Here is a 12,028-nt window from a genome sequence, read left to right as displayed (position 1 = left end):
TGAACAACCTCAGCGACCAAACGATTCGTGAACTTCACCATGGCAATCGACACCCTTCAATATTCAGGTGTTGCGATCACCGCATGATTCAGCGCCCTCACAACGACCTGATCTGCTACCTACATGGGCGGGGACGGCACACAACAGCAGCCGACGGCGAAACCCGAGTTCCGCCGTCGGCTGCTGTTCTGCGGGTGAGGCCTTAGGCGAAGCTGTCTTCCTTGGGCTCCGGGGCAGCTGTAGTCGGCTTCCGGCTGATCAAGGCGGAGAGGTGCGCCTGCTGCTGACGGAAGTGGCCGTGGGCGGTAAGGCCGAATTCGTAGGCGGACTCGGCGTGCTGAGTGAGGTCCACGCCGGTGACCTCGTGCTCCAGGGGAACCCGGAAGCCGATGGTTTTGTGAATGGCGCGGCCGATGACCAGCGTGCCCACACCGGACAGAGCGATGGTGATCAGTACGGCCACCGTCTGGGCAATGAGCTGCTGCGGGCCGCCACCGTACAGGAGACCGCCGGCGGTGCCCTCGGTGGGGAAGGCGATGAAGCCCAAGGAGAGCGTGCCGATGACGCCGGCGCCGAAGTGCACGCCCACCACGTCCAGGGAGTCGTCGAAGCCGAACTTGTACTTCAGGTCAACGAACACTGCGCAGGCGGCGCCGGCAACGAGGCCAAGGCCGAGGGCAGCGAGCGGGCTGATGTTGGCGCAGGAAGGTGTGATGGCCACCAAGCCGGCCACGACGCCGGAAGCCGCACCCAGCGATGTGGGGTGCCCGTGACGGATTTTCTCCACAACAAGCCAGCTCAGCATGGCGGCCGCCGGTGTGACCAGGGTATTGATCCAGATGAGGCCGGCCTGCTCGGCGGTGGTTGCTGCGCCGCCGTTGAATCCGAACCAGCCGAACCAGAGGATGGCCGCGCCGATCATGATGAACGGGACGTTGTGCGGGCGGTGATTGGGGTCTTTGGCGAATCCGTGACGCTTTCCCACGATCAATGCGAGGACAAAAGCGGCGGTTCCGGAACTGACCTCAACCACAGCACCACCGGCGAAGTCGATGACCTGACCGAAGATTTGGGTGACGGCACCACCGGCGCTCATGAGGCCACCGCCCCAGATCATGTAGGCCAGCGGGCAGTAGACCACGGTGATCCAGATCGGTACGAACAGTGCCCAGGCACCGAACTTGGCGCGGTCGGCAATTGCTCCGCTGATCAGGGCCACGGTGATGATGGCGAACGTGGCAGCGAAGCCTGCCTTGATGAGATCGGGCGAGCCGATCAGATCCTGAAGGCCGAAGTGCGCGAAGGGGTTGCCGAACAGGCCGAGGAAGCCGTCGCCGGTGGTCATCGAGTATCCCCACAGAACCCACACCACGCCGACGATGCCCGCAGAGATGAAGCTCATCATGATCATGTTGAGCGCTGCCTTGGCGCGGGTCATGCCACCGTAGAACAGGCCGAGGCCGGGGGTCATGAACAGCACCATTGCCGCCGACAACATCATCCAGACGTGTTGCGCAGAGATCTCCACCTGCGTTCCCTTCTCGTTGAGTCCAACCCCCCGATCAATATTCGGTGAGCTATGTTTCCGACTCAGAAGAGCTAAGTTGCAGGTAAGTTACAGAAATCCCCCGTTCGTGAAGATCACGTCACTGGCATGTTTCGGGGATGTTAACGGCGCTTCTCACGAGGCCCGGCGGGGTAGCCTCCGCGACGGCTGGCGATGATGATCACCAAGGCAACCGCCGTGGGCAGGGCCGCAGCCAAGGGCACTAATTGGGCCCCAACGGTGGTGAGGGCGAAGGCTCCATAGACGGCACCGACGGCGATACCCAGCTGGATGGTCACCACAGTGAGACCGTTGGCAGCGTCTTTGTGCTCGCCGCCGGCCCGGAGAATCGCGGCCTGATTGTAGATGCCCACCGCGCCGAACGCGATGCCCCACAGCGTCATCAACCCGAACGCGCCCACCCAGGTGCCGCCCAGCGCAGGAAGCAGGGCGAACGCCAGCGTCAAGAGTACGACGGCGGCAATCACCGCAGTGCGCGGGCGGGAGTCAGCAGTCATACCGGCAATCCAGATACCCACCAGGCTGGCAATTCCCACCACGGACAGGGAGAGACTGGTGGCGGATTCCGGCAATCCGGACGCGAGCAGGAACGGCGCCACGTAGGTGAACAGCGTGAAATGGGCCAACAACAGGAGAGGCCACGCGATGGCGATTGCCACGACGCCGGGCAGTTTCATGGCCGCCCGGAGGGACGGGGTTTTTTGGCTGGCGTGGTCGTGCGCTCCCGGGAGGAGCCAGAAAGCTAGCACGGCCAGTAGCGCGCCCACTCCAGCTAGGACCAAGAACGACGCCCGCCAGGTCATGAGGGAACCCATCAACGTTCCGATGGGAGCACCCACGGCCAACGCAATGCTATTGCCGCTGAAGACCACAGCCATGGCTTTGCCTACCGAATGCGCGGGAACGATGCGGGCCACGTACGGGGCCATGCTGGACCACAGCATTCCATGCGCGATGCCACCAAGGAGCCGCGCCCCGATGGCCCAACCCAGTGTTGGGCTCAAGGCCAGGAGGACGTTACTGAGGGCAAACGCCAGCACGGTGGCGATCAGCAGTGTTTTGCGGGGAACCCTCCCAGCCAGGAACCGGGAAAGCGGCAGTGCGGTAAAAACGATGATCGCTGCATACACCGCAGTCAGCGAACCCACCGCGGACTCTTCCACGCCCAGATCGCGGCTGATTTGGGGGAGCAGACCCGAGGGCAGGAGCTCGGTGGTCACTGCGGTGAAACCGGCCGCCGCCAGCACCAACAGTCCTCCCCACGGGATCTTTTTCGGCTGCTGAGTTTCAGCACGAGACGCCTCGGATGATGGCGTTCCGACGACCACGGGGTCCTGCTTCAAAGATTGCTCCTCTGGAATGATTCATGGGTTATGTCATGGGGGTTCCTATAACGTTATGCAGCCACGGCGATGCGAGGGAGTCTCTGTCAGAAACCCCCTCCGGTTGGCAACACACTTTGTCCGTCAGTCATTCCTCGCGCAGACTGGGCCTGTGAAGCCCTTTCTCTTGCTGGCCACCCGAGCCGAAGACGCCGCTGCCGATGACGAGTACCAGGCCTACCTCCGGTACTGCGGCCTGAAACCGGAAGAATTGGTCCGCATACGGCTGGAATCCGGGCCTTTGCCGGCCCTTGAACTGTCCGACTATTCCGGCGTGATCGTGGGCGGCAGCCCTTACACCTCCAGCGATCCTGTGGAGGAAAAGAGCGCAGCCCAGATCCGGGTTGAGACGGAACTCTCATCGCTGCTGGATCGAATCGTGGCCGAGGACTTCCCGTTCCTGGGCGCCTGCTACGGCGTGGGCACACTGGGCGTGCATCAGGGCGCTGTGATAGATCGTCAATTCGGCGAAGCGGTGGGGGCAACCCGCATCACCCTGACCGCGGAGGGAGGACGTGATCCCATGCTGCAGGGCGTCCCGCACTCGTTCGAAGCCTTCGTTGGGCACAAGGAAGCGTGCAGCAAACTTCCCGAACATGCAGTTCTGCTGGCCAGCTCGGCGGCCTGCCCGGTGCACATGTTCCGGATCAAGAACAACCTTTACGCCACTCAGTTCCACCCCGAACTGGACGCCGACGGACTGATCACGCGCATCGACATCTACAAGGACGCTGGCTACTTCCCGCCTCACACAGCCGACGAGCTCATCCAGACGGCACGCCAATCATCCGTGACGGAGCCCATGCGTGTGCTGAGGAACTTCACGGAGCGCTACGCCCGCTAAGCCCCTCGTTGTGGGGCCTGGTTTGCGCCCCTCGCGCTCGAAATAGGGCGCAGAGTGGGCCTCGTAACGTGGGGGTGTTTGTTGGGGGGCCCGCTTTTCGCCCCTCGCGCTCGGAATAGGGCGCAGAGTGGGCCTCGCAACGTAGGGGTGTTTGTTGTGGGGCCTGGTTTGCGTGCTTCGCGCACGGAATGGGGCGCAGAGTGGGCCTCGTAACGTGGGGGTGTGTGTTGTGGGGCCTGCTTTGCGTGCTTCGCGCTCGAAATAGGTCGCAGAGTAGGCCTGGCAACGCGAACGCCCGACGGCGGTAGTCGCCGTCGGGCGTTCATCCCCCGTAAGGTGCGGCTACGTGAGCCGGGCCGCCAGGTCCTCTCCGACGGCGAAAGCCCGCGTGATCGCGGAGCCCAACGTGGCACCGCCGCCGGGGTAGTTGTTTCGGAAAACGCCGGCCGAGACGTTGCCTGCCGCGTAGAGTCCCGGGATTGGCGATTGGCGATGGTCAAGCACTCGCCCGTGGAAGTCCGTGGCCAAGCCACCTGACGTCCCCAGCACCCCCGCGTGGATGGGGACGGCGTAGAACGGAGCAGCGAGCAGGGGCGCCAAACAAGGGTTGGGTGTATTGCCGGCGTCGCCCAGGAAGCGGTCTTGCGGGGTGGCGCCGCGTCCGAACTCGGTGTCCACTCCAAGGGCAGCGTCTGCGTTGAACCGGGCAACCGTTGCCTCGAGCGCGGCGGGGTTGATGCCCAGATCCAGTGCCAACAATTCAAGGCTCGGCGCAGACACCATCCACTCGGATGCCGAGCCCGGAGTGGAGCCCGCCACGGGGTATTTGGCCTGGTAGGTCGAGTCGAGCACCAGCCATGCGGGGTTGTTCTGCTGCCGTCCGGTGTGCGGGTTGATGGACGCGAAAACCCGGCTGGCATCGTGATAGTTGAGGGCTTCGTTGACGAAACGCTTGCCGTCGCTGTTCACGGTGATGGACCCCGGGAGTGTCATCTCGACGTTCCCCATCCGGCCGGAACGCTGCCCATCGTACTGATGTGCCGACGTCGATATGACCGGAACGCCCCACACAGCGGACATGTCCTCCACAGCCGCTCCGGCCTTAAGCCCCAGCTCCAGACCGTCGCCCTCGTTGGATGGTGCACTGATAGGCGTCACCGGATACGGCAGGAAGGCGCTGCGGAGCCGAGGGTTCCATTCGAACCCTCCGGAGGCGAGTACGACGGCGGTCGCGGCCACGTGCGCTCCGGCGCCGCCGAGACGCACGTTCCATCCGGTGCCGGACGGCGACAGGTCCTCCACAGGACTGGAGGCAACGATGTGAACTCCACGATCCACAGCGCTCGCAAGCAGACTGCCCACCAGCGCACCGCCCATGGTCCGGATCCCTGTGGAGGCCCGGCGTTCCAACAGCAACGGATCGGCGGCGCGGCCATTGAGTTCGTCGCGCTCGGTCATGGTGAGGAGCGGGAAGTAGGACGAGGGCCGGATCAGTTCCGAAAGGCCTGGGTAATCCTGGGGATCGAACGCGTTGTTGTCCAGCCCGCGGCCGCCGTCCGCGGATCCTTTCCACTCCATGTGGTAGTCCGGGCGGGCGATGGGCACCATGGATACTTTGGTGGTGGCGTTGAGGAATTCGACGGCTCTGGGCGCCGTGGAGACGTACCATTCGATCTCCTCGGCCGTCATCACATGGCCGGCCGCCTCGGTAAGGTAAGCGACGCCGTCGGCATGGCTGTCCTGGTACCCGGCAGCCTTGGCGAGGTGGTTGTTTGGCGCCCACATCACACCACCCCCAGCCGCGGTGGTGCCTCCCAGCAGGGCAGCCTTTTCCACAACCAGGACGCTGAGACCGGCGTCGGCCGAGCGGACGGCAGCCACCAGCCCGGCTGCGCCACTGCCCATGATGACGACGTCGTAGCTCGCGTTGAGTTGCTCGGGTGCGGTGAGGATGGGGGTGCTCATGCGGTGGTTCCTGCCGGCATCTGGATGAGGATCTTGCCGATTTTCTCCGTGCGTCCCTGCATCAGGCGGTAGGCCTGGGGCAAGTCCGCGAAGGCGAAGCGGTGGGTCATGAGGGCCCTGGCTTGCTCCGGGTGTCTGGCCAGGAGGGCGAGGCCGTCCGGGATGAGGTTGAGGCTCATGCGGCTTCCCATGATGTCCAGTTCCTTGTAAGGGATGTCCTTCATGGAGACGTTGGCCTGCCTGGGCGAGATGCCTACTTGGACGATCCTCCCGGCGCTGGCCACAAGCCTGATGCCGTTCTCCAAAGACGAAGGGACGCCTGTGGCCTCGATGACCAGCTGGGGCCCGTAGCCATCGGTGAGTGCATCCAACCGAGGTCCTTGATGTGTGTCCGGGAAGTCTGTACCAGGGGTGACCAGCAGGGTCTCAGTGGCGCCGAACTCGACGGCGAGGTCCAAGCGGTGCTGCTCGGTATCAGCGCAGACCACGGTGACTCCCAGCTCTGTCAGATACAAGGTTGCCAACAAACCGATGGGACCGCTGCCCAGCACCAGCGCGGTTTCCCCGGCCTGGGGCCGGCCGCGGTTGACTGCCTGCATGGCGATGGACGCGGGTTCTCCCATGGCAGCGACATCCAACGGAAGCTCGTCCGGCACCGGGCAGAGCTTATCCAGTGGGACGCTGATCAGTTCAGTGAGCGCTCCGTCCGAGTAGCATCCCAGGCAGCCCACGTTTTGGCACACGTTATAGCGGCCCGTCAGGCACGGGCGGCACTGGCCGCAATTGATGATGGGATTGACGGCCACGCGATCTCCGATGTTGATGGCGGCGGTGTCGTTTGAGACCTCGCCGGGCGTTAGGGCCTCCACGATGCCGGAAAATTCATGCCCTTGGATGAGCGGCAAATCTGTGGGGTAGTCGTCCTCCCAGATGTGGAGGTCGGTGCCGCAGAGGGTGACATTGTGGACCCGGACCAGGGCGTGGCCTGGTTGAAGGGTGGGCTCCGTGGAGTCCCGGAACTCAATGGTTTCTTTGGTGACGGTGACAGCGGACAGCATTCCGGGACCTCAGACCTGGTCCGTAGCGAGGCCCGCGGGCTGAGCGTCCTGCACCACAGGGTCAGCACCGAAGAAGATGTTCCACTGGCGCACGGTGCGCTCCTGAATGAGCCCGGCGAGCTGGAATGGATCCTGGTCCATAAGGGCCTCGACGTCGGCCTTGGAATCGCCGGAAATGATCAGCAATGCGCCGGGAGTTTCCTCGGGACCGAAGGGTCCGCTCTTCAGGAGGCGACCGCCGTCGAACTGGGCTTTGAGGAACTCAACATGGGACGGACGGACCGTATCCCGGCTGGCGGATGTTGTGGGGGAGTAAGCGTAGGTGACAGCGAAAGTGGCCATGAGGGTGTCCTCTTCATTGAGTGAGTGGTGGCTTTCCTCAATGCTGGGCAAACTATTAGCTCTTGTCCAATACTTAGTTGCTCTCTCACTATGTGTGAGAACTACATAATGCTCAGGATGCCGGGGTGGGGAGCACTTCTTCGGCCAACCGCAGGGCTGCACGGATGGCCGGCGATGTTGCTGCCGGGTTCCACGCGAGACCTGAAGACAGCAGGACATCCTCCCCTGCCAAAGAGAGGAAGACGGTGCCCGCCGGCATGATTCCTTGGATGGACTCGGGCATCAGGCTGATTCCCACGCCGCCTGCTACCAAGGAAAGTGCTGTGTACGGATCGGCCACTTCCTGGCTGATACGGGGCCGGAATCCAGCGGCGGCGCAGGCTGCGAAAGTGACGTCCCGGAGTGTGGACCCTTGAGCGGCAGGCATGGTGATGAACGGGTCGCTTGCGAGTTCGGCCATCCCTACCGAGGTCTGCCCGGCCAACGGATGGTCCGCGGGAACTGTGACCCCCAGACGCTCCGTGGCAATCCGGCGGGTGGCTAACGACGGTGAGTCGATGGGGAGGCCGATGAAGGCCAGATCCAGCACGTTGTTGCCCAACTGATGGAGTGCTTCCTGGGTCAGCAGCCCGCCATGCAATGTCACCTCCAGCTGCGGGTAATGCTGGCGAAGAGCGCGCGCCAGAGGGGGAAGCGTGGTGTGGTTCAACGCCCCGGAAAAGCCAATGGCAAGCTTGCCGTAAACGGTCCCGGTTCCCGCGTTCACTGCCCGGCGGGCCAAGTCCACTTCGTCGAGAATTTTCCGGGCGTGCGGCAGCAGTGAATGCCCCGCTGCCGTTAGCGTGACAGACCTGGTGTTGCGTTCGAACAGCGCCGACCCTAAGTCCTTTTCGAGCTTTTTGATGGTTTGGCTCAGTGGTGACTGCGCCATCCGGAGCCGCTCCGCCGCGCGGCCGAAGTGAAGTTCTTCGGCCACGGCCAGGAAGGCCTCAATTTGCCGCAGTTCCACGTTGCCTCCCACATTTTCAAGGTCAAGTGCAAGGCTATATTGGGTTTCACGTCCGGGATGGCCGGGGTGGCCGGGATTCCCGGGAAGCTAACGGGAGGCATCATGGCTAACTCAGCGTCGGGGGAGTCCGTCATTGAGCGTGTTGTGAAAATCATGGATGCGTTCTCCAAAGGCCAGCCGTGGCTTCCGCTCAAGGAACTGGTCCGGATTACCGGGATGTCCAGCAGTACCGTGCATCGGCTGGCCATGGACTTGGCTTCCAGCGGACTCCTGGAACGTAATGCTTCGGGGGAGTTCGGCGTCGGCATGAAGATGTGGGAGCTGGCTTCCCGCAGCAACCCCTTAGAGGAGTTCCGTCGTCGAGGTTTGCCGTTTCTGGAAGGCGTTCATGCGGCCGTCCGCGAGCATGTGTCGTTGTCCATACCGGACGTCGAGAACAACAGCGTGCTGTACCTGGAGCGTCTGGACCGGCATGGAACGGTCATGAACCTGGCTGAGGTGGCAGGCCGACTGGACATCCACACCACATCCTCCGGGATGGCCATGATGGCGCACATGCCGGGCTGGGTGCAGGACCGATTCCTGGCCGGGAAGCTGGAGAAAACCACTCCGGCCACGGAAACAGATCCTGCAAGAGTCAGGGCCAACCTCGCGCTGATCCGGGAGCGCGGCTACGCCCGGTTGGTCGGCGTCCTTGTGGAGGAGAACACCGCCTACTCCGTTCCCGTATTCGGGCAGGGCCATGCGGTCATAGGTGCGATTTCCGTCGTCGTGCCTTCTGTTGACGAGGACGCCGGGCTGATTCTTCCGGTGCTGGTGGCCGCTGGCCGCGGCCTGTCACGGACCATGGGTGCCGAGCGTCGGCCCTACGGATCCCGCCCCTGGTTGTCTCCCACCGCCACTGACTAAGCCATGCCTGTCCCGTTCAACGGGAAGTTTCCCCTCGGCCTGTGACCTGGGTCCTACAGTCGATTCCAGAGGAACTATCGCCAGTGACCTGGACCACACATCCTGACTTCGTTATCAACGGCCACAGGATGGACTGCCCAACAAAGTGGCAGCCGGCGATTCGTGACTCATCTAATTCTTTGCCGGGCAAGGCACCATGGCGGTGCCACTTCCCGCGCACTCAATGAGGAGACAGTATGGGAAACGTGCAGCAGCACTCGCCCTCGGACGTCAACCCGGCAGCGCCGGTTGAGCACGTCAAAATGCCCAAGAAGGCGGCCCTCGCCTCCTTCCTGGGATCCACCCTGGAGTACTACGACTTCTTCATCTACGGCACCGCCGCCGCCCTGATCTTCCCCAAGATCTTCTTCCCGGGCGGCGACCCCGTAGTGGCACTCCTTGGAGCGATGGCCACGTTCGGCGTCGGGTATCTGGCCAGGCCGCTGGGTGGCCTGGTGATGAGCCACTACGGCGACAAGATCGGCCGCAAACAGGCACTGATGATCACGCTGGTGATCATGGGCGTCGCCTCGATCGGCATCGGGTTCCTGCCCACGTACGGGCAGATCGGCTACTGGGCAACGGCGCTGTTGCTGGTAGGCCGTCTGGCCCAAGGATTCTCCGCCGGCGCCGAAGCTGCAGGTGCATCAACACTCACCATGGAGCACTCACCGGAAGGCCGCCGCGCGTTCTTCACCAGCTTCGTGATGACCGGGTACGCCTCGGGAATGGTGCTGTCCACGGTGGTCTTCATTCCGCTGGCCGCGCTGCCCGAAGAGCAGCTCCTCAGTTGGGGTTGGCGTGTTCCGTTCTGGCTTTCGGTAGTGGTCCTCGCAGTCGCTTACTGGATCCGGACCCGCCTGGATGAGCCGCCCGTGTTCGAAGAGATCGTGGAGCACAACAAACCCAAGGCCATCCCCGCCGTCGCAGTTTTCAAAACGCAGTGGCGTGACGTCCTGCGCGTCGGCGTGGTGATGCTGTTCTCCGTCATGCAGACCACCTTCACCGTGTACGCCCTGGCCTATGCCACCGGACCGGCCGTGGGCATCGACCGAACCCTCATGCTCACCGTGAACGCCGTAACCATTGGCCTGTCCATGGTGACCATCCCCATCTCCGCCATGATCTCGGACCGGATCGGCCGCAAGAAGGTCCTGCTGGTGGGAGCCCTCGGCTGCGCACTGACCACCATTGGCTACTTCTGGGCCATCAGCGGGCAGAACATTCCCCTGATCTTCCTGTTCGGCTTCCTGAACATGACCGTTTTCTACTCCTGCTGGAACGGTGTGTGGACGGTCTTCTTCCCGGAGATGTTCCCGGCCGCAGTCCGATACTCGGGCATGGCGATCGGCAGCCAGATCGGCTTGATCCTGGCAGGATTCGCACCCGCCATCGCAACGCTCCTTGCACAGCCCGGCCCCAACGGTTGGTGGCCTGTAGCGGGCTTCACCATCCTTTGCCTGGCAGCCTCGGCCATCGCCATCATGACGGCCCGCGAGACCTACAACGTCCCACTCGAGGACCTCGGCAAGCCGCGCAGCGCGCAGGTCAACAGATAAAGCACGACGCCGGGCGGCGGCTCCCAGCCGCCCGGCACGCCGGCTTCGCCGCCGACCAACGCAGCATTCCCGATCCACGCACCGCGCCGCCGATCAACACAGCATTCCCGATCCACGCACCGCGCCCCTGACTCCGGCGCCCGCCATATCCGCACTCACTCCTACGACTCATGCCCTGAAAGTTGGATACCCATGACTTCGTCAGCAACCGCACCCCGTACCTTCCGCGTTGGAATCGTGGGTTGCGGTGCCATTTCCCGAAACCACCTCGAGGCTTTCCGTGCCCTCCACAACGTGCGGATCGTGGGTGTTTGCGATGTGGATGCGGACCGGGCAAGGGCCACAGCTGAAGCCTGGGGCGTACCGAATGCGTTAACAAGCGTGGAGGAACTCCTCACCCTGGGCTTGGACATTGTTTCTGTCTGCACGCCGCATCCCACGCATGAGGAAGTGGTGCTGAAAGCTGCGGCGGCGGGCGTGAACGTACTCTGCGAAAAGCCGATTGCCACCAAACTGGAGTCAGCCGAACGTATGGTGGCTGCCTGCGAGAACGCCGGGGTGCAGCTGGGGGTACTCTTCCAGCGCCGGTTCTGGCCGGCATCGCAGAAGATCCGCACCGCCATCGACGACGGCACACTGGGCCGCGCCATCATGGCCCAGTGTTCGGTCATGCTGCACCGTGCCCCGGAGTACTACAACCGCGATGCGTGGCGTGGCACGTGGGAGAGCGACGGCGGCGGGGTCCTGATGTCCCAGGCCGTCCACCAGATTGATCTTCTCCAGTGGTATTTGGGGGACGTCGCCGAGGTCTACGGCAAGGTCAACACCTACCGTCACGGCGATGACATAGAAGTAGAGGATTCCGCGACGGCGGTGATCACCTTCACCTCCGGGGCCATGGCCACGCTGCAGGCCTCCACAGCGGTGTCTCCCAACCTCGGTATCCAGCTCCGCATCACCGGCGAAACCGGGGCTTCGGCTTCCCTCACGGAGTTCCCGGAAGGCAGCGACGGCCGGATGGACCTGTGGGCCGTAGGCGAGCGAATCGTCGTCGAGCCTGTCCATCCGGAAGGCGTGGAACCGAACGTGGACTTGTCCATCATCAACGGCCAGCTGATCCCGTTCCACAAACTGCAGGTGCAGGACTTTGTCCAGGCACTGGAAAACGGGACGGAACCGGCCATTACCGGCAAGGATGCCCTCATATCCTTGCGAATACTGCTCGCCGTCTACGAGTCCTCACGCACCGGGGAGCCCGTGCGCTTCGCCCCCGCTCACCCCGCGCATGCAGCTATTCCCTCCGCCCGCGCAGCGATCAAACCGTTGCGAAGCCCCGAAAAGGTTGCAGGCTAAT

Annotated in this window: 10 protein-coding genes; 4 read left to right on the top strand and 6 right to left on the bottom strand. The window is 63.4% G+C overall.

The features are described 5' to 3' along the window. Nucleotides 1–202 precede the first annotated feature (202 nt). Both ACIQH5_RS20675 and ACIQH5_RS20670 read right to left on the bottom strand, forming a co-directional pair. Nucleotides 203–1,528, bottom strand: coding sequence for an ammonium transporter (locus tag ACIQH5_RS20675; RefSeq protein WP_400407196.1), 1,326 nt, complete (start codon nucleotides 1,526–1,528; stop codon nucleotides 203–205). A gap of 140 nt (nucleotides 1,529–1,668) precedes the next feature. Further along, a complete protein-coding gene (locus ACIQH5_RS20670) occupies nucleotides 1,669–2,895 on the bottom strand; it encodes an MFS transporter (protein WP_400407202.1) in 1,227 nt (408 codons plus the stop codon). A 166-nt stretch (nucleotides 2,896–3,061) separates the two neighbouring features. Here ACIQH5_RS20670 and ACIQH5_RS20665 point away from each other — a divergent pair, with 166 nt between their 5' ends. Continuing rightward, complete coding sequence (locus tag ACIQH5_RS20665) at nucleotides 3,062–3,793, top strand: glutamine amidotransferase (RefSeq protein ID WP_400407193.1); 732 nt, start codon at nucleotides 3,062–3,064, stop codon at nucleotides 3,791–3,793. 342 nt (nucleotides 3,794–4,135) lie between these two features. On the opposite strand, the gene ACIQH5_RS20660 is transcribed toward ACIQH5_RS20665, so the two are convergent. The 4 genes from ACIQH5_RS20660 to ACIQH5_RS20645 all read right to left on the bottom strand — a co-directional run bounded on the left by ACIQH5_RS20660 (nucleotide 4,136) and on the right by ACIQH5_RS20645 (nucleotide 8,167). After that, on the bottom strand, nucleotides 4,136–5,758 hold the full coding sequence (locus ACIQH5_RS20660) for an FAD-dependent oxidoreductase (RefSeq protein ID WP_400407190.1): 1,623 nt from the start codon (nucleotides 5,756–5,758) through the stop codon (nucleotides 4,136–4,138). Beyond that, nucleotides 5,755–6,816 (bottom strand): alcohol dehydrogenase catalytic domain-containing protein, encoded by a 1,062-nt coding sequence (locus ACIQH5_RS20655; RefSeq protein ID WP_400407187.1) that lies wholly within the window; start codon nucleotides 6,814–6,816, stop codon nucleotides 5,755–5,757. Before ACIQH5_RS20655 ends, ACIQH5_RS20660 begins: the two co-directional genes overlap by 4 nt. A gap of 9 nt (nucleotides 6,817–6,825) precedes the next feature. Next, the gene (locus ACIQH5_RS20650) at nucleotides 6,826–7,158 is read right to left on the bottom strand and encodes a YciI family protein (protein ID WP_400407185.1); all 333 of its coding nucleotides are present in this window, start codon (nucleotides 7,156–7,158) and stop codon (nucleotides 6,826–6,828) included. A 112-nt stretch (nucleotides 7,159–7,270) separates the two neighbouring features. After that, nucleotides 7,271–8,167: a LysR family transcriptional regulator gene (locus tag ACIQH5_RS20645; RefSeq protein ID WP_400407182.1), complete on the bottom strand. Its 897-nt coding sequence runs from the start codon at nucleotides 8,165–8,167 to the stop codon at nucleotides 7,271–7,273. A 102-nt stretch (nucleotides 8,168–8,269) separates the two neighbouring features. On the opposite strand from ACIQH5_RS20645, the gene ACIQH5_RS20640 reads away from it, so the two are divergent. The 3 genes from ACIQH5_RS20640 to ACIQH5_RS20630 all read left to right on the top strand — a co-directional run bounded on the left by ACIQH5_RS20640 (nucleotide 8,270) and on the right by ACIQH5_RS20630 (nucleotide 12,027). Continuing rightward, nucleotides 8,270–9,076 (top strand): IclR family transcriptional regulator, encoded by an 807-nt coding sequence (locus ACIQH5_RS20640; protein WP_400407179.1) that lies wholly within the window; start codon nucleotides 8,270–8,272, stop codon nucleotides 9,074–9,076. 236 nt (nucleotides 9,077–9,312) lie between these two features. Then, entirely contained in the window at nucleotides 9,313–10,674 is a 1,362-nt protein-coding gene (locus ACIQH5_RS20635) for an MFS transporter (RefSeq protein WP_400407176.1), read from the top strand. A gap of 192 nt (nucleotides 10,675–10,866) precedes the next feature. After that, the gene (locus ACIQH5_RS20630) at nucleotides 10,867–12,027 is read left to right on the top strand and encodes a Gfo/Idh/MocA family protein (RefSeq protein ID WP_400407174.1); all 1,161 of its coding nucleotides are present in this window, start codon (nucleotides 10,867–10,869) and stop codon (nucleotides 12,025–12,027) included. Nucleotide 12,028: the final 1 nt, after the last annotated feature.

This window comes from Paenarthrobacter sp. NPDC091711 (assembly GCF_044756605.1).
In the GTDB taxonomy this organism is placed as follows: domain Bacteria; phylum Actinomycetota; class Actinomycetes; order Actinomycetales; family Micrococcaceae; genus Arthrobacter.
Note: the sequence above shows the minus strand (reverse complement) of the source record. Positions and strands in the feature narration are given on the sequence as shown.